Origin of the sequence: Glaciecola sp. 2405UD65-10 (genome assembly GCF_048820975.1) — a bacterium.
Classification (GTDB): domain Bacteria; phylum Pseudomonadota; class Gammaproteobacteria; order Enterobacterales; family Alteromonadaceae; genus Glaciecola.
The window spans coordinates 80,176-100,529 of sequence record NZ_JBMEUF010000001.1; the positions used below are offsets into that span (position 1 = coordinate 80,176).

General features: G+C 41.4%; 24 protein-coding genes and 3 tRNA genes. All 27 read left to right on the forward strand.

Features of this window, described 5'->3' with window-relative positions:
- The 27 genes from nudB (at window position 1) to ACOI22_RS00540 (ending at window position 20,171) form a co-directional block, all read left to right on the forward strand.
- A complete protein-coding gene (gene nudB, locus ACOI22_RS00410) occupies window positions 1-450 on the forward strand; it encodes a dihydroneopterin triphosphate diphosphatase (protein WP_420672280.1) in 450 nt (149 codons plus the stop codon).
- Window positions 441-962, forward strand: coding sequence for a crossover junction endodeoxyribonuclease RuvC (gene ruvC / locus ACOI22_RS00415; RefSeq protein ID WP_420669093.1), 522 nt, complete (start codon window positions 441-443; stop codon window positions 960-962). Before nudB ends, ruvC begins: the two co-directional genes overlap by 10 nt.
- Before the next feature lie 34 nt (window positions 963-996).
- On the forward strand, window positions 997-1,614 hold the full coding sequence (gene ruvA / locus ACOI22_RS00420) for a Holliday junction branch migration protein RuvA (RefSeq protein WP_420672281.1): 618 nt from the start codon (window positions 997-999) through the stop codon (window positions 1,612-1,614).
- Between the two features lie 45 nt (window positions 1,615-1,659).
- Window positions 1,660-2,664 (forward strand): Holliday junction branch migration DNA helicase RuvB, encoded by a 1,005-nt coding sequence (gene ruvB / locus ACOI22_RS00425; protein ID WP_420669095.1) that lies wholly within the window; start codon window positions 1,660-1,662, stop codon window positions 2,662-2,664.
- Between the two features lie 259 nt (window positions 2,665-2,923).
- Window positions 2,924-3,325 (forward strand): tol-pal system-associated acyl-CoA thioesterase, encoded by a 402-nt coding sequence (gene ybgC, locus ACOI22_RS00430; RefSeq protein ID WP_420669097.1) that lies wholly within the window; start codon window positions 2,924-2,926, stop codon window positions 3,323-3,325.
- Window positions 3,315-3,995, forward strand: coding sequence for a protein TolQ (gene tolQ / locus ACOI22_RS00435; RefSeq protein ID WP_420669099.1), 681 nt, complete (start codon window positions 3,315-3,317; stop codon window positions 3,993-3,995). The genes ybgC and tolQ overlap by 11 nt, the downstream gene beginning before the upstream one ends.
- Window positions 3,996-3,997: 2 nt before the next feature.
- Window positions 3,998-4,423 (forward strand): protein TolR, encoded by a 426-nt coding sequence (gene tolR, locus ACOI22_RS00440; protein ID WP_420669101.1) that lies wholly within the window; start codon window positions 3,998-4,000, stop codon window positions 4,421-4,423.
- Window positions 4,424-4,441: 18 nt separating this feature from the next.
- Complete coding sequence (gene tolA / locus ACOI22_RS00445; RefSeq protein ID WP_420669103.1) at window positions 4,442-5,338, forward strand: cell envelope integrity protein TolA; 897 nt, start codon at window positions 4,442-4,444, stop codon at window positions 5,336-5,338.
- A 23-nt stretch (window positions 5,339-5,361) separates the two neighbouring features.
- Window positions 5,362-6,720, forward strand: a complete 1,359-nt coding sequence (gene tolB / locus ACOI22_RS00450; RefSeq protein WP_420672282.1) for a Tol-Pal system beta propeller repeat protein TolB — start codon at window positions 5,362-5,364, stop codon at window positions 6,718-6,720.
- A 29-nt stretch (window positions 6,721-6,749) separates the two neighbouring features.
- Complete coding sequence (gene pal, locus ACOI22_RS00455; RefSeq protein WP_420669105.1) at window positions 6,750-7,316, forward strand: peptidoglycan-associated lipoprotein Pal; 567 nt, start codon at window positions 6,750-6,752, stop codon at window positions 7,314-7,316.
- Window positions 7,317-7,320: 4 nt separating this feature from the next.
- Window positions 7,321-8,130 carry a tol-pal system protein YbgF gene (ybgF, locus tag ACOI22_RS00460; RefSeq protein WP_420669107.1) on the forward strand — a complete coding sequence of 270 codons (810 nt, stop codon included), beginning with the start codon at window positions 7,321-7,323 and terminating at the stop codon, window positions 8,128-8,130.
- Between the two features lie 155 nt (window positions 8,131-8,285).
- Window positions 8,286-8,361 (forward strand) — tRNA-Lys (locus tag ACOI22_RS00465).
- A gap of 39 nt (window positions 8,362-8,400) precedes the next feature.
- A tRNA-Lys gene (locus tag ACOI22_RS00470) sits at window positions 8,401-8,476 on the forward strand.
- 158 nt (window positions 8,477-8,634) lie between these two features.
- Window positions 8,635-9,693, forward strand: coding sequence for a quinolinate synthase NadA (gene nadA / locus ACOI22_RS00475; protein WP_420669109.1), 1,059 nt, complete (start codon window positions 8,635-8,637; stop codon window positions 9,691-9,693).
- A gap of 127 nt (window positions 9,694-9,820) precedes the next feature.
- A tRNA-Ser gene (locus tag ACOI22_RS00480) sits at window positions 9,821-9,911 on the forward strand.
- Window positions 9,912-10,012: 101 nt separating this feature from the next.
- Window positions 10,013-10,273: a hypothetical protein gene (locus ACOI22_RS00485; RefSeq protein ID WP_420669111.1), complete on the forward strand. Its 261-nt coding sequence runs from the start codon at window positions 10,013-10,015 to the stop codon at window positions 10,271-10,273.
- Between the two features lie 92 nt (window positions 10,274-10,365).
- Complete coding sequence (locus ACOI22_RS00490; protein WP_420669113.1) at window positions 10,366-10,635, forward strand: transposase; 270 nt, start codon at window positions 10,366-10,368, stop codon at window positions 10,633-10,635.
- 83 nt (window positions 10,636-10,718) lie between these two features.
- Window positions 10,719-10,973, forward strand: a complete 255-nt coding sequence (locus tag ACOI22_RS00495; protein WP_420669115.1) for an IS3 family transposase — start codon at window positions 10,719-10,721, stop codon at window positions 10,971-10,973.
- Window positions 10,954-11,256, forward strand: a complete 303-nt coding sequence (locus ACOI22_RS00500) for a transposase (RefSeq protein WP_420669117.1) — start codon at window positions 10,954-10,956, stop codon at window positions 11,254-11,256. The genes ACOI22_RS00495 and ACOI22_RS00500 overlap by 20 nt, the downstream gene beginning before the upstream one ends.
- Window positions 11,253-11,474, forward strand: a complete 222-nt coding sequence (locus ACOI22_RS00505) for an IS3 family transposase (RefSeq protein ID WP_420669119.1) — start codon at window positions 11,253-11,255, stop codon at window positions 11,472-11,474. The genes ACOI22_RS00500 and ACOI22_RS00505 overlap by 4 nt, the downstream gene beginning before the upstream one ends.
- 139 nt (window positions 11,475-11,613) lie before the next feature.
- Complete coding sequence (locus tag ACOI22_RS00510; RefSeq protein WP_420669121.1) at window positions 11,614-12,654, forward strand: hypothetical protein; 1,041 nt, start codon at window positions 11,614-11,616, stop codon at window positions 12,652-12,654.
- 9 nt (window positions 12,655-12,663) lie between these two features.
- Window positions 12,664-13,692, forward strand: a complete 1,029-nt coding sequence (locus ACOI22_RS00515; protein ID WP_420669123.1) for a hypothetical protein — start codon at window positions 12,664-12,666, stop codon at window positions 13,690-13,692.
- Entirely contained in the window at window positions 13,692-14,096 is a 405-nt protein-coding gene (locus tag ACOI22_RS00520; RefSeq protein ID WP_420669125.1) for a hypothetical protein, read from the forward strand. The genes ACOI22_RS00515 and ACOI22_RS00520 overlap by 1 nt, the downstream gene beginning before the upstream one ends.
- Window positions 14,089-15,147 carry a C1 family peptidase gene (locus tag ACOI22_RS00525; protein WP_420669127.1) on the forward strand — a complete coding sequence of 353 codons (1,059 nt, stop codon included), beginning with the start codon at window positions 14,089-14,091 and terminating at the stop codon, window positions 15,145-15,147. The genes ACOI22_RS00520 and ACOI22_RS00525 overlap by 8 nt, the downstream gene beginning before the upstream one ends.
- A 20-nt stretch (window positions 15,148-15,167) precedes the next feature.
- A complete protein-coding gene (locus tag ACOI22_RS00530; RefSeq protein ID WP_420669129.1) occupies window positions 15,168-15,908 on the forward strand; it encodes a hypothetical protein in 741 nt (246 codons plus the stop codon).
- A gap of 2 nt (window positions 15,909-15,910) precedes the next feature.
- Entirely contained in the window at window positions 15,911-16,516 is a 606-nt protein-coding gene (locus ACOI22_RS00535) for a hypothetical protein (RefSeq protein WP_420669131.1), read from the forward strand.
- Between the two features lie 37 nt (window positions 16,517-16,553).
- Complete coding sequence (locus tag ACOI22_RS00540) at window positions 16,554-20,171, forward strand: hypothetical protein (RefSeq protein ID WP_420669133.1); 3,618 nt, start codon at window positions 16,554-16,556, stop codon at window positions 20,169-20,171.
- Window positions 20,172-20,354 lie beyond the last annotated feature (183 nt).

Here is a 20,354-nt window from a genome sequence, read left to right on the forward strand (position 1 = left end):
ATTAGCGAACCTTTTAAACGACCTGAATCGGTGCTTGTTGTAGTTTATAACGAGCATCATCAGGTGTTAGTGTTGCAGCGCATTGATGACCCTAGTTTTTGGCAGTCAGTCACCGGCTCAATGGAGCATGACGAAACCCCCATTCAAACTGCACTTCGTGAGTTAAAAGAAGAAACCGGTATTGATTTGCATGGCACACAAGCACTGCAAGATTGCAGGAGGGTGAATCAGTACACTATTCGAGAAGATTGGCGCCATAGATACGCGCCGGGGATCACGCGTAATTTTGAATACGTGTTTTGCGCACAAGTATCATCACATTTAAAAGTAAGCCTGACCGAACATTTAGACTACGTTTGGTTAACCAAGCAAGCGGCTATACAGAAGGTATGGTCGAAGTCGAATAAAGAAGCGATTCAACAATTTATTCCCGAGCTACCATGCAAATAATCTTAGGTATTGACCCAGGCTCACGAGTAACCGGCTATGGCGTAATAGGCATAAAAGGGAAGAGCACTGTTTATTTGGGCAGTGGCTGTATTCGCGTGATGGACGAAAGCCTGGCAAAACGGCTGAAGAACGTATTTGATGGCGTAAGTGAAATCATCAAGCAGTTTCAGCCCACTACCTTTGCGATTGAACAAGTCTTTATGGCAAAAAACCCTGACTCAGCCTTAAAATTAGGCCAAGCAAGGGGAGCCGCTATTGTGGCCGCTACCTGTGTTGATTTACCCGTGTTTGAATACTCCGCAAGGCAAATCAAACAATCCGTTGTGGGCAAGGGCAGTGCTGATAAAACCCAAGTTCAGCACATGGTGACTCACTTGCTAAAATTAAACAAAACCCCTCAAGCAGATGCTGCCGACGCACTTGCTGTTGCTTTATGTCATCTTCATACCGAACAAAGTATGATTAAAATGGCAGGTAGTGCTACTAAAACGGTCAGACGACGTTTACAATAAGCACATAATAAGTGTTAGCGAAAATAATAACGATATGATTGCACGACTACATGGCATTATAGTAGAAAAAATTCCACCTGAAATAGTATTAGACGTAGCTGGCGTAGGATACGAAATACAACTTCCCATGACGAGCTTTTACGCCTTACCTGAAGTTAATCAGAGCGTGACGTTATTCACCCACTTTGTGGTGCGTGAAGACGCCCAATTGTTGTTTGGATTTACTGAGCGCAATGAAAGAAGTTTGTTTCGCGTATTAATTAAAGCAAATGGAGTAGGGCCTAAATTGGCTTGTACTATTTTATCGGGTATGTCTGCTGGGCAATTTGTTCAGGCAGTGATGCATGAAGATATAACTGCGTTAGTAAAAATGCCAGGGGTAGGTAAAAAGACTGCAGAGCGTTTAGTGGTAGAGCTTAAAGATAAGCTAAATGAACTAGATGCAACTCCTAGCATGCCAACGCCCTTAAGTGGCGAAAACGCCAAGCAAGCAATACTCAGCGAAACCATGAGCGCGAAAGATGAAGCCATAAGTGCACTACTTGCGCTAGGTTACAAACGTTCGCAAGCCGAAAGCGTAATAAAGAAAGTGGCCAGCGACAATGCCAGCAGTGAGCAACTTATTAGAGACGCATTAAAATCAATGGTATAACGCTATTTGCCAATATTGGCGAATACCTAATGTGAAGAGATATTTATGATTGAAGCCGACAGCATACTACGGCCAGAAGAACAAAATGATGACGCTGCGGTAGACCGTGCCATACGCCCAAAAATGTTAGCTGATTATGCTGGCCAACAAGCGGTATGTGATCAAATGGAAATTTTTATTCAAGCTGCGCGCGCTCGCGAAGATGCGCTTGATCACTTACTCATTTTTGGTCCGCCTGGTTTGGGTAAAACCACATTGGCCAATATTGTGGCCAATGAAATGAATGTGAGCATTAAAACCACCTCAGGCCCAGTACTTGAAAAAGCTGGGGATTTAGCCGCACTGTTAACTAACTTAGAAGAAAACGACGTATTGTTTATTGATGAAATACATCGTTTAAGCCCTGTGGTTGAAGAAGTACTATATCCTGCCATGGAAGATTACCAGTTAGATATTATGATTGGTGAAGGCCCAGCAGCGCGCTCTATTAAGTTAGAGTTACCTCCATTTACGCTTATTGGTGCAACCACACGAGCGGGCTCGCTTACATCACCATTGCGTGATCGTTTTGGCATAACTCAGCGCCTAGAATTTTATAAAGTAGAAGATTTAACCCGTATTATTGAACGAAGTGCAAAGCACTTAAATATGGATATGAATCAAGAGGGCGCACTTGAAATCGCTAAACGCTCTCGCGGCACTCCGCGTATTGCAAATAGATTGCTAAGAAGGGTAAGAGATTACGCTCAAGTAAAAGCAAAAGGTGAGGTTTCTGCAAGTATAGCGGCCGCTGCATTAGATATGCTTGACGTTGATAAACTGGGTTTTGATTTAATGGATAGAAAACTACTGCTATCTATTATTGAAAAGTTTGATGGCGGGCCTGTGGGGCTTGAAAACGTAGCCGCAGCCATAGGCGAAGAAAAAGAAACAATAGAAGATGTGATAGAGCCTTTTTTGATTCAGCAAGGTTATTTACAGCGTACGCCACGCGGGCGTATAGCCACTGATAATGCCTATTTGCACTTAGGCTTTGATATTAAATCTTAGCTAAAAAAAAACCCGTGCAAAGCACGGGCTATAAGTATAATCAACGGAAGGGAATCCATGAAAAAGAACAAAAAAACGCGGTGGTTAATTTGTATGTGCGTATTCTATGTTTTTTTACCTTTTTCACAAGACAATAAAATTTAAATTTTACATTAGTAAAATTAATGCGATTGGTATGGTGGAAATGTCGCAACCCACCATTTAGAGTGGTTCATATCAATTTATTAACAACGGTTAAAGAATATTCACATTGAAAAGCATGAATAAATATAATATAAATTTGCGTGTTTATTACGAAGATACAGACGCGGGCGGGATTGTTTATCACGCTAACTATTTGAAATTTATGGAGAGAGCCAGAACCGAGTGGGTTAGGTCACTCGGGGTGAATCAGCATAATTTGTTGGAACAATCCTTGGGTTTTGTCGTCATAGACATGAATATACGCTTTCAGCATAGTGCTAAATTAGATGATATGTTGAGCGTGAGTTGTGAAGTCATTACAATTAAACGAGCGAGTTTAGTGTTTGAGCAATCTATTTTACATGAGGGTAAAGTACTTGTAAGGGCTACTGTGAAAGTAGCATGCGTTAATACAAGCACCAATAAACCTATAGCAATACCATCAACAATATTAAAGGAAATGCGCAGTGGCCACTGAGATGTCAGTATTACATTTGTTCTTAGAAGCGAGTTTGGTTGTACAATTTATTATGTTGTTATTATTAACAGCATCGGTTGTTAGTTGGACATATATATTTCAACGTGGCGCTGCACTAAAGCGCGCAACCCAAGAGGTAGAAAATTTTGAAGAAACCTTTTGGTCAGGTGCCGACTTAAATACCTTGTATTCAGATTTAGCAAACAAGCCCGATTTAAGCGGCTGCTCTCTTATATTCTGCTCGGGTTTTAAAGAATATGTGCGTTTACGCAAAGCTTCATCTTCAGTGCCAGAATCTATTGCTGATGGAACGTACCGGGCCATGCGGGTAGCCATGTCACGTGAAGTAGATGAGCTAGAACAACGCTTACCATTTTTAGCTACCGTAGGTTCAATATCACCCTATATTGGTTTGCTAGGAACCGTTTGGGGAATCATGACTGCGTTTATAGCATTAGGCCAAGTGAAACAGGCAACATTGCAAATGGTTGCTCCGGGTATTGCAGAAGCCTTAATCGCCACAGCTATTGGTTTGTTTGCTGCTATTCCTGCGGTAATTGCCTATAACCGATTTAGCACTAAGGTAGAAAAAATTGAAAATACCTATGGTAACTTTATGGAAGAGTTTTCAGCTATTTTGCATCGCCAAAGCATTGCGAATAGAGGCTAAGCATGTTTATTCGTAAACGCCGCAAACCGGTTTCTGAAATTAATGTTGTGCCATATATTGATGTAATGCTGGTGCTGCTCGTAATTTTTATGGCAACAGCGCCGCTTGTTACGCAAGGGGTAAAAGTTGATTTGCCTAAAGCCGAGGCTCAAACCATAGAATCTGAAGACGAAGCAATGATGATTGTTTCAGTAGATGCCCAAGGCCTATATTACTTAAACGTAGGGGATGACCCTTCAAGTGCTATGAGCGCGCAAGCCATTGCTGACATTGTAAAAACACGGCTTTCGGTTTCGCCCACCACGCCAGTAGTTGTTAATGGCGACGGTAAAGTGAGTTATGAGAAAGTAATTGATTTAATGGTCTTACTTCAGCGAGCGGGTGTTCCCTCTGTTGGCTTAATGACTGATCCTAACGAACAGTCATAAGTGATATAAACAAGATATATGTTGAGTGATCAAGTGCCCAAGGGCAATGACAAAAAAAGTGAGAATAAACGAGCCCAAAGCAGTTCGAGTAACAAAGCTGTAAAAAATACAGCAAAAGAAGGTGATGCTAATACTAGTGATTTCTTTCGCGCATCTATTGTTAAATCAGCGTTACTACACGGGCTTCTTTTGCTGGCACTTTTGGTCAGTTTTAATTTTTCATCAAAACCATTAGAATTTGCATCGCAAGCCCAAGCTTCAGCGCAACCGGTGCAAGAAATAGTACAAGCGACTTTTGTTGATAGTAACGTTATTGAACAAAACAAACGCGAAAAAGCACAAGCACAAGCGGCAGCTAGAAAACGGCAACAAGATGCTATACGTGAAAAAGAAAAAGAGCGTGATAGATTGCGCAAAGCCGAAAACGCGCGTAAAAAACGTGAGCAAGAGGCTCAGAAAGAACAAGAACGCGTGGAAGCGGAGCAAGAAAGATTAAACGCGCTTGAGCGTGAAAGGCAAAAAGAGCAAGAAATTGCAGAGCAACGCGCGCAGCAAGAAGCAATGCAAGAGCAGTTAGCGCAAGAAATGGCCGAGCAGCTTGAACGTGAGCAGCAGGCTATGCAAGCAGCTCAAAATCGTAAAGTAATGACTGAATTAGAAAAGTATCAGTCTTTAATTACGCAAACCATTATGAGGAATTTAAACTCCGATGGTGGATTTAAAGGCAAAAAATGCAAACTAAATGTAAAATTGGCGTCTAATGGATTAGTGCTTGAAGTGAAAGCACTGGAAGGAAATGATGCCTTATGCAGAGCTGCTCAAACTGCTGTGCTTAGGCCAAGTACACTACCAGTATCATCTGATCCACTAGTGTTTGAGAAAATGAAAAACCTTAATATTATAGTAGAGCTTTAATGACAATAACGAAAATGCGACACATGTATCGAAATATTAGCGTAACTGTATTGCTGTTAGCCAGTTCATTTATGACCCTAGCGCAAACGTCTCTTGACATTATCATCACCGAAGGAATGAATAATGCTCGCCCCATAGCCGTAGTTCCTTTTCGCTGGACGGGCGATACGGTATTGCCTGAAAATTTATCAAGCGTTATTAGTAACGATTTGCAAAGAAGTGGAAAATTCAGCCCCGTTGGACTGTCGAGCATGCCGCAATTTCCATCGGAAGATCAAGATGTAGATTATGCAGCGTGGGCTAAAAAGGGCATTGATACTGTTTTAATCGGTAGTGTTGAGCCGGTAGGCTTAGATCAGTACAAAGTGAGCTTTTCATTAATCGACATTTTGCGCGCGCAAATAACGGGCGGAGAATCAAAGTCATTAGTTGACGGTAAACTAGTGCTTAGCCATGACCACATTATTGAAAGCCGTGAGAAAATTATTTCCAGCGATGACTTCCGCCAATACGCGCATATTATTAGTGACGTTGTGTATGAAGGCTTAACTGGTGAACGCGGCGCATTTCTTACTCGTATTGCTTACATAGTAGTGCGCGACCGCACCACGAATGCATTGCCATACCAGTTGGTGATTGCAGATTATGACGGTGCGAACGAAACACGATTGTTATCATCACCTGAACCTTTGATGTCACCGGCTTGGTCACCCGATGGAAACAAGCTTGCCTATGTGAGCTTTGAAGAAAAACGTCCTCAAATATTTATTCAAGATATTTACACAACGGCACGTACGCGGGTAACTGATTTTCCTGGCATTAACAGCGCGCCTACTTTTTCGCCTGATGGTAAAAAGCTAGCTATGGTATTGTCTAAAGATGGCAATCCTGAAATTTATACAATGGATTTGGCCACTAAAAAGCTAGATAGAATTACTCGAAATAGAGCTATAGATACAGAGCCTTCATGGGCTCCAGATGGAAAAAGCTTAATATTTAGCTCAGAACGGGGTGGAAAACCTCAGATTTATCAAGTAGATTTAGAAAGCAAGCGTGCAAGACGACTAACTTTTGACGGTGAAATGAACCTTGGAGCGTCAATAACTCCAGATAATTCGCATTTAGTAGTCGTAAATAGAACGCAAGGCGATTATCATATAGCCAGACAGCATAAAACCACTGGTGATATGCTAGTGCTTACAAAAACATATTTGGACGAATCGCCCAGTATTGCGCCAAATGGAAGTATGATTATATATAGTACTCTTCATGAAGGTAAACAGGTGTTATCACTGGTGTCGTTAGACGGGCGTTTCAAAGCGCTTTTACCTGCTACGCAAGGACAGGTGAAATCGCCGAGTTGGTCACCATTTTTATTATAAATATAAGTTTTACTCAATAAGGATTTAACATGCTTACTAACAATAAATTACGCTCTTTAATTTTAGCCGCAGCAGCTACGTCATTAATGGCGTGTCAATCAGGCCCAACTGAAGAAGAACTTCAAGCTGAAGCAACTCGCGCAGCACAAGAAGCTCAACAGCAAGAACAAGCTCGTATTGAAGCTGAAAAAGCACAAGCAGAAGCCGCTGCAATTGAGCGCAAACAGCGTGCAGAAGAAATGGCTAAAAAGACGCTTGATTCTTTAAAAAGCCAACAAACAGTTTACTTCGATTTTGACCGCTCAACGGTAAAATCTGATTTCTTGCCAGTATTGGCTAAGCATGCTGATTTCCTAATTGCTAACCCTAGTCAGAAAATTGTAATTGAGGGACATTGTGATAGCCGTGGTACACCTGAATATAACATTGCTTTGGGTGAGCGCAGAGCAAAAGAAATACAGCAGTACCTAACGACTGCCGGTGTTAAATCTTCACAAATTTCAGTGGTATCTTACGGCGAAGAAAAACTAGCTGTAATGGGCGCATCTGATTACGCAATGGCGCAAAACCGTCGCGGTGTATTGGTTTATAACTAAGCCTATGTCAAAACAACTACTCATTGGGGTAAGTTGTTTATTAATAAGCGGTGCTAGCCTAGGGCAAGCACCGGTTGTTGATGCAACTACAACCAACAACACGCCTGAAACCACAAAGGTTCAAGCATCAGCGCTTAATTTAGCAAATGATGACCTAGAAGGCCGCCTCGTTATTTTAGAGCGGATTGTGGATTCACGTACCCAATCGCAGCAGCGTATGCAAGGGCAGCTTAACGATTTACAAACCGATATTGATGAAATGCGCGGCTCTATAGAGCTTCACAATCATCAGCTTGAAAAACTACTTGAGCGCCAGCGTGAGTTGTTTTTGGAGCTAGATCGTCGCTTTGAAAATATGCAGCAAGACTCTAATAATTTAGCCAGTGATATTGCTAGCATTGATGCCGGTACAACCAGCACACCAAGTAGCAGTACGAACAGCGCAAACGAACAAGTGTCTTATCAAGCAGCCGTTAATCTTATTCTAAAAGATAAAGATTACGATAAAGCCGTTCCCGCTTTTCAATCGTTTTTGGCGCAATACCCAAATTCCGATTTAACCGCAAACGCGCATTATTGGTTAGGGCAGTTATTGTTTAATAAACAAAACTACACTGAAGCAAAAGAGCAGTTTGAGCAAGTGGTGAGTAAATTTACTGATTCACCCAAACGCGCAGATTCTATGTTAAAACTTGGCATGATTGAAAAGTCGATTGGTAACCAAAGTGCGGCCAATTCATTCTTCAATAAAGTGGTTCAGGAATATCCTGATAGCACACCAGCACGTTTAGCATCACAACAACTGGCTAATTAATAGCCAGTTGCATTTTTCATTTGCCTACTTTGTATGCAAACAACACTTTATTTACTAAATAAGTAATAAAAAAAGCATTTAGTACTTGCACCCTCGGCCGATTTCTATATTATATGCCGCCGTTGCAACAGATACTGTTGTTTACTAAAAGATAAGGGTCGTTAGCTCAGCTGGTAGAGCAGTTGACTTTTAATCAATTGGTCGCTGGTTCGAATCCAGCACGACCCACCATCTTTTAGCTAACACATAAAAATGCAACTTCAGGTTTAAGGGTCGTTAGCTCAGCTGGTAGAGCAGTTGACTTTTAATCAATTGGTCGCTGGTTCGAATCCAGCACGACCCACCACTTGAACCTGAATACCACAAGCAATCCACATGCTTGTTTAAAAAATTAGCCATCATAATAATTTATATCATAATATTTGAACTGCTTAAGTGAAATTATTATGACATAACGTATAATACCCTAACCACATCTTTGAGTTTTAACGTAACAGCACAATTATGACACTAGCAAACAGAATTGCCCCAATAGATTACCCGTTTCCAAAAAAGCCTGCGAAACTAAGCGATATTCAACAAAGCCAGCTGGTAGAAGAAATAAAAGCCTTATTGATTGCTAAAAATGCAGTGTTAGTTGCACATTATTATTGTGAGCCTGAAATTCAAGCATTAGCTGAGGCTACCGGCGGCTGCGTTTCTGATTCTTTAGAAATGGCGCGTTTCGGGCGTGACCACGCTGCGCAAAACCTAGTGGTTGCTGGCGTTAAATTTATGGGTGAAACCGCAAAAATACTTAGCCCTGAAAAATCAGTAGTTATGCCCACACTAGAAGCTACCTGCTCATTAGATTTAGGCTGCCCAGTAAAAGAGTTTAGCGAGTTTTGTGACGAGCACCCTGATCATACCGTTGTAGTATATGCCAATACCTCTGCTGCGGTTAAAGCGCGCGCTGATTGGGTAGTAACATCAAGCATTGCCCTTGAAATAGTAGAGCATCTTGATAGCCAAGGTAAAAAAATAATATGGGGGCCTGATCGCCACCTAGGTGCTTACATTCAAAAGCAAACCGGTGCTGATATGCTAATGTGGAATGGTGAATGTATTGTACATGACGAGTTTTCAGCGCAAGCGCTTTTAAAAGCCAAGCACTTATATCCTGATGCCGCTATTTTGGTGCACCCTGAATCACCAGCGAGTGTAGTGGAAATGGCAGATGCTGTTGGGTCAACCACACAGCTTATTAAAGCCGCTAGCGAATTACCTAACGAAAGGCTAATAGTGGCAACTGACCGAGGCATTTTTTACAAGATGCAACAGCTAGTACCAAACAAGACCTTATTAGAAGCCCCAACGGCCGGTGACGGCGCTACATGTAAAAGCTGTGCTCATTGCCCTTGGATGGCAATGAACGGCTTACAAGCGGTTAAAGAGGCCTTGGTTGAGCCAGAAGGGCGGGAGATTTTTGTTGACCCAGCGCTGGCTAAAAAAGCCATGGTGCCACTTAACAGAATGTTAGATTTTGCTGCACAGCTTAAAATACAAGCCAAAGGTAATGCATAAAGCTGCTCAGCGATTAAAAAGCGAGCTAAGTAGATGGTAAAAGCAATATTTTCTTGCATACAAAGCGTGGTTTGCTAACATACGCGCCCCACTTAAGGTAAGCGTTTAGCTTATTTTACAAAGATTTGGAGAGATGGCTGAGTGGCTGAAGGCGCACGCCTGGAAAGTGTGTAAGGGTTAATAGCCCTTCGAGGGTTCGAATCCCTCTCTCTCCGCCAAATAATCTTGAAAGCCCTTATGAAATAAGGGCTACAGCGACGCAGTTTTGGAGTTTTTAAAACTTTGTCACGCTACTCTGTCACAAAATGGCAGTTTAGACATGAAAAATAATGTACCTCCAACACACTTATATCGATTCAAAGACTCTCAAAATTATTTTATTCGCTTCAGAATGAATTTTTTCAAAAACATCAGCTATATTAAAGATAACGACTATTTCGTAGCGTCGTTGCGCACTCATCGTTATGACGATGCACGATGGTTAGCGTTCTACATTAAAAAGAATTTGTCTAAGGAGATAGCCATGGAAGGCCTTTCAAACAATGCAGTTAAATATGCGGTGCCTACTGTAATGGTCTAATTTTCCTAGACACCTAGTTAGAGGTAATATAACCAAAACTAACGAGGTTTTAAAATGGGTAGAAGATTATTTACAGCAGAATTTAAACGCGAGTGTGCAGAGCTTGTTCTCACCAAAACTATAGAGTCAAAGATGCTGCCGAAGCGATGAATATAGGCCAATCTACATTGCAAAGATGGATGAGACAATATAGGGGCGAGCAATCAGGCGTTACGCCCAAAGCTACGGCGATTACTGAAGAGCATCGCCGAATCCAGCAACTTGAAGCACAAGTAAAACAGTTGAAAAGCGACAATGACCTATTAAAAAAAGCTTCCGCCTTTTTCGCCATGGAAATGAACGTCAGCAACAAGTCGCGCTGAAGCTGAAAAAGGCTGGACATAAAGTCCGTGATGTTTGTCGGTGTTTACATGTCAAACGCAGTACGTTTTATGCCCGTTGTAAAGTGAAGTCAATCAAAGCCGAACAAGTTAGGCTAACCGCTGCTATGGAGCACGTGCACCAAGAAATGGATGCAACGTATGGTAGCAGACGAATGTTGAGTGAAGTACGCGAGCTTGGATTTGACATAGGGCGATACAAAGTCAGGCGGCTTATGCGGCAACTAAAATTAGTTGCTAAACGTCCAAAACAACATCGCTACCCAACTTATGGCAAGTTAAGCGTCATTGCGCCTAACGATGTTAAATCGTCAATTTAACCCTGAGAAAGTAAATACTTATTGGTCTGGTGACATCACCTATGTTCGCACCTCCCAAGGCTGGTTATATTTGGCTATTGTGATGGATTTGTATTCACGTAAAGTTATTAGTTGGGCATTCTCAGATAAGCCCAATGGTGAATTAACAACCCGGGCATTACGACCAGCAATAAATAAGCGCAATCCCAATCAACCAGTGGTATTTCACACTGACCAAGGTGCTCAAACACGAGTGAGGCCTTTCAAAGCTGTATGGCTGAGCACAACGTTATTTCGAGTATGAGTCGAAAAGGAAATTGTTTGGATAATGCAGTGACAGAACGATTTTTTAGAAGTTTGAAATCTGAAAGGGTAAACTATCGAAGATACGAGAGTCGCAGTCAGGCAATTGGCGACATTATTGCTTACATTGAGCCGTTTTATAATCAAAAACGGCGGCATGCCAAACTGGGTAACATTTCCCCAGTAGAATATGAGTTAAGAAATGTAAAAAGTGTCTGACGAAGTGTCTAAGGTAATTAGACCATTACAATCAAACAAGCTAGCCCACAAATTTATTTACCTCTTTTTGTTATTTTAACAACCAACTATGCGTTTCTCTTTGTAGACGGTTCATTTCAATCGCTCAAAGGAGATTTACATGCATACAATCAAACAGACCTTATGTTTTATCACGCTTTTTACAATATTCTGTATAAGCTTTAAGTTCGAATTTGAAGCTTATAGTCACTTCTTGCAACAAATGACTTCATCGGTCAATGCAGATTTATGGCCTGCGGTTGTCGCCTTTACCTTTAACGCCGGAAAATTATTACTCTTTAAGGCGATTGTTGAACACAAAAACTTAGGGTTTCTCAAGCTCTGGAAGCACTACCTTGCGTTAACGGGGCTGATTTTAAACTCTTTCATGTGTGCTTTTTGTGTCATGTCTTACAGCTTAGAGTCGGCGAATATCGACGTTGTATTAGCTGATCAAAAAGCAAAGGCGCAAGTACAATACGATTCTGAAGTGCAAGTAACAGAGCAAAAAAATACGCTGTTATCCCAACAGCTACTTAGAAAGTACGAAGCTAACATCGCCCAAATTAACGCGGCATATCAGCCACAAATAGATAAATACGACACTGAGTTAACCCTAGAGATGGACGATAAAAACTCTGTCACCGGTGTTTTTATCGACAGAGAATATCGCGCAATACAAGATAAGTTAACGGCAGCCCAAGCTTTAAAAAAACGAGAAGTTGATGCCGCTAGCAGGCAGTATAATATGCAGGTCGTTGGTTTGAGTAATCAACTCACCAAGCAGCTCAATACTTTGAGTCAAACCTACCTTGATTCTCTTGCCCTACTGACGGTAGATAATCTACAAAATTCAGGTATCGGTCGTATACATTCTCCACTTATTACTAAGTCGTTGAATGTTTTTAATCGCGTTTCACAAAGCAACATTGATTACATGTACCTTATTGCTTTTGTTTCTTTACTTATGGCAGTGATTGTTGAATCTCTTGCGTTTTCGCTTATTCAAACTTTGCATTTATCAACTGTATCCTTGCACACAGCTAGTGACGCTGTAGCCAACCGCTCTGCACCAAGCGACAACGCTACGTCTGAAAGCCCAACACCAAGCAGCACTGAACCTGCCCAGCCAATCATCCATAAAACGCCATTAATGGCATAGGACACAATCATGACTAAATTAAATACACGATTAAAACCCAGATATTTTGCATCAATCGCTGCCAGTATTGCAGTAATAGCAGCCTGCTTACTCTTTTGGAACTGGCTTTATAGCCAACAATTATTTGCGGTGGGATATGTGAGCGAAATACTCACAACTCCGAGTCAGTACCGTGTGCTGATTTTAAATGGCCTCTTTGAAGAGTCGGGTGTCGCTTTGTTAAGTTCATCAAGCGCTGAGGTAGCCCTTGGTGATTGGTTAATGGTATATGGCACAAACTATCAAGCCGATGCCCAGTTGCTTATTGCTGATAGTTTTCTGCATAACCCAATATTGTCTTATTTGCCACAATATAGCCCGCAGCAGTGGTTAACTTATGTATCTGAGTATAAATATATGGCAATTTTACTTGCAGGCGTCTTGATATTGTCGTCAGGAACTTGCTTTCGGTATTCGTATACCTTGCTGGTTACCTTGTTTCTGCTTGTTTCGCTTTGGCATGCAGGACATGCCGCAACGGTTTACGGCTACATCGACACCAGCGGCGTAGAGTATTACCTATTGTTTGGCATTGTTGGGCTTTTTGGGCTACTGGCATACAGAACCCATGACAAATTTCAAATATCGAGTCGCATCGTACTAGGTGTTTTAACCTTCATGTACGGAAGCGAACTCGCGAATTGGCTCGGCTTCGGACAAGGCGATTTCGACCTATTGCTATTTATTGTCGCGGTTTCTTTTCCTACAGCTATTACGCCTCTATTTGCTGCGTATTTATTGTCAAAAGGCTTTGCTACAAAGGCTGTTGGTGACTACATGTTGCTAGCTTTGGCATACGCTCTTTCGTTTGCCTTACTTGACCGCAATACGCCTCAGCGTTTGTTTAAATCTTTCAATAAACAAAGTGTAAAACACAAGCTAAAAAATAGCTTAACTCGCCAAATTCACCAATTTAAAAAGCAATTTAAGCCAGCATCAACTTTGCAAGTAAAAGGCAAAGTTACCCTTGCTGAGTTAATGAACAAAAGGAGCGCGTAATGACAAACTTTACTGCTTTAAGCCAAACCTCATTGTCTGCAGAAGTTATCGAATTGCTAAATAAACAAGGTGTTATTGATGTGCAATCTGCCATTGCTTTATTGAGCAGGCTAAAGCTAGACAATAGTCAAACCATATTAAACGATGACCAGTTACGACAAGCGTGGACATGCCTTGCAAGCTACCAAAGCGATGATAATAAAGATTTTGCGGCTACGCATAACTTACCGCCTATGACATGTTATGGCGGCATACCTAACGCAGCAAAACGCAGTGTTAGTGATAATGCCAAGGTGGCGCTATATAACTTACTTGAACAACTGCAAAATAATAAAAACAATCCGGATAATGCAAACAAGGGTCAATTGGGTCAAGCAAACAATAAGGATGACAACAATGAATAAAGATATTTTTACCCCTATTGATGAACTTAATTTTGCGAGTTTAACCCGGCAACACGCGGCAACATTGAAACGCTCAGGAATCGCCACTTTTGCCCACTTAAATGAGGCCTTGCGACGTGAATCTAAACAGCCAAAATTATACGGCATTCAAACTAAGGCCTTGCGCGAAGACTGTATGCAATATGAGAAGAAGGTTACACGAGGAAACCTCGCTTATAACAAGGGGCCAATTATCGTGCCACCTATGGGCATGGTGCTCGATGCAAAAGACTCTCCTACTATAATGCAGCGCCGTCAAAACACGCAGTCGGAGCGATTAGCTTTATCACAATTGGCACAGTCTTTAGAAGACGAGTTACCTAAGGAGTATTTGCTAAACGATTTAATGCAAGATGTCAGAAATCAACAGTATTTGGGCTCATGTACCGGCTTTGGATCTATTAACAGTCGTGAGTTTTTAGTGCAACTCGCTTTGTCGCCAGGCTTTGCGTATCGTGGCGCCAAAATGCTTGATGGTTATCCTTATCTTGAGGGCAGTTGGCAAGAGTTTGCCTTCGAATTTATGGTCAAGCATGGGGCTGTTTTAGAGTCGGAATACCCATACGAAATGTGTTTAAACGAAGAGTGTATTGAGCCTTATCTTGATATAGCGACGACTTTTGCTATTTCGTCGTATGTTGACTTAATGGTAGAGCATGAATACTTAGTCAGCGTATTAAAAGCGGCGCTTAGCGGATACTTGATGCCTGAACTTGGTCCGCAACCGGTATCGATATCAGTGGCCGTGTACGAATCTTTTTGTGATTATGCGGCTTACTCAACGGGCTTAATACCGGTTCCACTGGCCTCTGAAAAACAAGAAGGCGGGCATGCTATGTGTGTGTGTAGATATACATCGCTTTATGGTGTAGATTACTTTTTGGTTATTAACAGCTGGGGTAAAAGTTTTGCCCAAAACAGCCCACTAGGCTTACCCGGCTATGCATTAATTCCTGCTGCTTATATCGCTACACCAGGTTTGGTTGGGGAGTTACTGATGCCCTTGGAATAATATGAAATGGAGTATTTAATTTGCTTTGGTATAACGATGATGCCTATGTGCGAATGTTAACAGATAAGATGTTACGTAGTTTGCTAGCTAGAGGTTGTTCAATAGATGATGCTAAAGATGTGGCACAAACTGTTTTAATTAAATTGTTTCGTGATACAAAATTTAACACTAAACAGGCGCCCATTTTTGACGAAGGATTTGAACACAATTGGTCTTACCTTTTTAGAATGTGTCAAACATCTAAAATAGACCTATATCGCGATAGAAAAGATTTCCGTTATAAAACAGCGCGCGACTACATGCTCGAAGACCAAGCAGAGCAAATTAGTAATGCTGGCGAGGTTCAGCGTTTTAGCTCAAAAACTATCCAGCTAAGGTCTGATAAAGACGTGACAGAATTACTCGAGCGACAAAGTAGGTCGGTAAATGAAAATCACCCAGAACAGTGGTTGTTAAACACTAATCTAGTGACGTTTATATACCCAAAACTTATGGGAGCTGTTGATACAGTTTTATCAAAAATTGACGACCAACAGCAGCGCGAATTTTTGCTAAAAATGTTATGGGACGACGGCACATCAAAGCAAACCGTTGATGAATTAGCATTAAGCTGTGGTTTTGATAAGAAGCAACCGCGGTCTTACTTCCAAAGTTTTGCAAAAAAAGTAGAAAAGATACTTCTCAAAGAAGATCAATTAACAATAACACTGCGCTCAGGCTGCTTTGACGCAATAGCTGAAATAAACGATTTACAGGCATGAAAATGAAGAAGACGATAGATATAAGCGACGAGTTACAAGAGCTTCATAATTTATTAAGTGGTGAAACAGAACCCACAGAAGAAGAGTTAGCGTCGGTAAAGCTTGACCCTAAAGACACGATTGAACAAGCCAATAAATTTTTAAATTTTGTCAAAGAACAACAGGCGCTCCAGCAACAAGCACAAACACTGACGGTGCAAAAAGCAGCAAACGATGAAACGCCGCTTGCCGAATTTAAATTGCTGTCGGCGGGTAAAAAAGAGTCAAGCATCAAATGGCATGAACAGCTTATTACGGTAGGCGGTGTTGATGGCAGAGGTGGTTGCCTATTAGAAATTGCCACACGCGCCAAAACTAATCAAGTTAACATTACATTGTCGGCGCAAGCAAATGGCGAAGCTCTCCTACAAGCACTCTTGGCCGATTACGCAGGCGGTGAACTCGATATTAATATAACTTTTAAAAACAAGGTTTTATTAGAGGCGCATATACGAGTAGCAGAAGATGCGGATATTGCCAGAGGCCGTGGTGTATTGTTTGATAGTGAAAGGCCAGATACCAAAGACGAGAGCGCAATAATCAATATCATAAATAAAAAAGACACCTAAGCCCTAGGTTATTTACCCCTCAAAAAGGATTTTTAAGATGTATATTCTTTTGTCAGACAATCAAATTGTGTATCGGGTTGACACAATCGAGTTATCTCCGCGCGGCGATCAAACGGCAAGAGCTGTTCTTGATAGTGAATTAGGTTTACCCAGACCCCAAGAAATAGAACAAAACGCTTATGTGCAAACCGCCGCAGAGGCGGCTTATGCCTCGTTGAATAAATTGGATTGGGTAAATCGCTTTTATTGTGAAGTTACACTGACGGCTAACGATAATAAACGAGTATCGTTTAGTGAGGACAGTAATAGCTCGGGCCTTGGTTATGGCTTAGCAATCGCACTTGAATGGCGTGAACAACTGCAAAAAAGTTGTCAGTATGATGTGACGGTTTTTGCCACTGGTGCCTTGTATAGTAGTGGCGCCGTTAGCTCTATTGATTTTATAGAAACCAAAATAACCGCTGCGTGTAATTTTATGCAAAAGGCGAAGGAAAAAACGCTAGCTACGCCGCCATTTGTTGTGTTTTATCCCGATGCTGATGACCACCAAATATCCGCTGAATTAAGGCACACGGTTTCTTCTTTAAATGGGCATCTACTGCCTGTTAATCGCTTACAAAAAGCCCTAGTCCACCTATTGAAAACGCAATACGACGGCGACCCAGCAGGCCGTTGGCAGCCGTTTAAAGGACTCGCGAGTTTTGATTATCAAGACAGCTTACGTTTTTTTGGCCGCGAACGAGCGTTACAAGACTTAGTGCGAGATTACGATGGTAAAGGGCTTTTCGTCATTACTGGGGTTTCGGGTAGCGGAAAGTCGAGTTTGATTAAAGCTGCACTCATCCCTTATTTGAATAAAAAGCATCATCAAGAGTCACGGGAAGCTGCCAACGATTTACCGTTAACATTTGACTGGGGGGTAACGTCTCCAAAACAAGCCGGCAGTATTGGAGCAATACTATCTAAAATGTTTGCAGGATTAGGCAAAATGTTTGAGGTCGATATAGAAGCAAGCGCTTTTAGTCAACTTGCTTTGAGTTCACCTGAACAATGTGCCGATGCATTGAAAAAAGCCCTCCCACTAGACCATTATTGTGCCCAATATGTATTTTATATTGACCAGTTTGAAGAATTGTATAACGACCCTAACTTTGAGCCCGAAGAGGCGCAAAGGCTAAACAATGCGCTTGACACTTTAGGCTTAAAATTATCTTGTTTGTCGGTCATTGTATCGTTCAGAAAAGGAAGCGATTTTGAATTAACAACGAGTGGACCCACCAAGCTCGTAGATGCAAGAATTCATGCTAATGAATGGCGTGAAATTATTTCTAAGCAAGCGACCTCCTTTGGCTTAGCCTATGAAAAAGGGCTTGAAGATGCCTTGGTTAATGAGGCAAGTGTTTTGCAACATGCACTACCTGCACTTGAGTATCTGCTTGAGCAAATGTACGAAAGGCAAATCAAGAGAGAGGGAAAAGCAACATATTTAAGGTTTAAAGATTATCAAGAGTTAAGCGGAATACGCGGTGTCATTGCCTCGCGTGCCGAAGCCGTTATGCAAACATCGCCCCAATGCGCACACGCCTTTTTTGCGCACTTCGTTGGTCTCAATAACGAAAATAAAGCGGTTACACGCAGTGTCGATATTGATGAAATTGCGCAAAACAACCAGGTACTATTCGATTTAATTAAGGCATTTTCTGAAGCGCAACTCGTTGTTGATTGCAGCACAAACCAAGCTAAGCGAGTAAAACTTGCGCATGATACTCTACTGAACTTACAAAGCGCCTCTGCTTGGAGGAGTCTTAAAGAGTGGTTTGATGACAATTATGACTATTTACACTGGCTAAATGCAATTTCTGGCAACATGAATCGATGGCTGGATATTGATGCTAACGGTTTGAGTTATAAAGGCTCAGAACTCAAGCCTAATCATTCAGCCGAAACGTTTTTACTTAACCCTCATGACTTAGCATTGGGTAATCAATTTAAGCAAGAGGATAAGATTCAGCAAACCCATGTTGAGCGTTATTACCAAGCATCTATTCAATATAAAGCGAAACAGACGTCGCATACACGACGAGTATTGTCGGTTTACGTTTTCATTATATTATTCTTGGTATCGGGTGCAGGCTATTTTATAAATCAAGCGCATCAAGCGACCAAAAAGTTAGAAGAAAAACTCGCTGAATTAGAAGGAGGAACAAGCAACAATTCGGAATTTCAGGCCGGCGTTAACATAATCAATGAGGTAATGTTACAAGGTTTGTACATAGATGACGGCGTTGCAGTAGAGAATCGTTTTGCCGTAGGCGCTATTATTAGAGATTTAACCTTGTCTCAAACAGAAAAGCAAAACGCGCTTGATATACTCGGTAATGAAATCGCGTCAGATCCCCAGATATTAGTCGACTTAAATAGCAATAAATTTTCTTATGATGAAAACCTCGTACGTGAAAGGCCTAAACTACATCGACTAATACTAGAAACTGATAGCATGGATGACGAAGAGAGACAGTACTGGTTTGACATATTACCATCAATGACTGATGAGCAAGTGTCAAGACTGTTTACCATCTTAAATACCGAAAAAGTCAAGTTAGCAGCCTTAGAAGAAAAATACATCAAAGAAATTAGAATGTTAAATCGCAAGCATTTACGAGAATGGCAAGACTTTGAGGCAAAGTCGAATAATATTCCAGTGCCCAATCGAACAATATCAGAACAGCTTGCACAGGCAGAAGAACTAGCCACAGACGAGCCCGAACAATCTATCGCCCTAGCGCTCAGGATCGTGCAGGAAGAAAACACAATAGATGCAAACGGCGTATTCGATCCAAAAAGTAAAAGTACGACTTGGGCTTCGGTAGGTGCACTTGAACTACTTGCCGAAAACCACGCCCGATTAGCGCAGCATGCCCAGTCTATTCGTTTTTACACAGCAGAACTTAAGCTGCGAGAGCGCTTAAATATCGCGTTAGATGAAAATAAGCAGGCAAGTAAGTATTGGAAAATCGCGAGCTCTTACGAGGCTGTCGAAAATTTTGCCGCGGCCTTAGACTTTGCATCTCGGGCGAAGGCAAAAAAAGAATGGTCAAACGTGAATTTAGCCAAGCTATCTGCTAATCAAGCTGCCTATGCGATAATGGTTAGCCAAGAATCAGAAGCTGGCAAATATGCAGCAGAAAGTTTAGCAGCCTACTCAGAACAAGTATATTTACGAACATCAATTAATACTCAATCTAGAGATACCCAAAAAGAATTCGTAATTAAGGCTATCGCTTTATATCCGGCTCTTTTACAAAACGAGCCTCAGCATAAAGATACCTTAGCTCCGGTGCTTGGCAGTTTATGGGGATCTATGTCTTATTTTCATTTATTTTATAATGAGCCTGAAAGTGCTATCACCGCTGCTATCACCGGTTTGAGGCTTGCGCCGGAGCAAACATGGATAAAAACAAATTTGGCACATGGCTACATGCTAACAGGCGAGACTAATAAGGCGCTCAAAACCTATAAATATAATGCTAATCAACGCGTGAATTCTACAACTCTGTTTAAAGAAGCCGTTTTACAAGATTTTATTGATTTAGAAAAAGCCGGCGTTACTCACCCTTTCATGACACAAATAAGAGCGTTTTACCAAACCGAATAATTATTTTAGTCACTTTATTATTTTTACAACACACTTTGCGTTTCTATCTATGAAAGCACATAAACAATGATGTTTATGTGATCCATAGAGGAAACATACATGCCCAATAATTTAAAAACCCTTGCAACTAAGCTAATCATGGTCTTTTTTATGTCTGCACGCCTGATTAGTCTTGTTCATAAA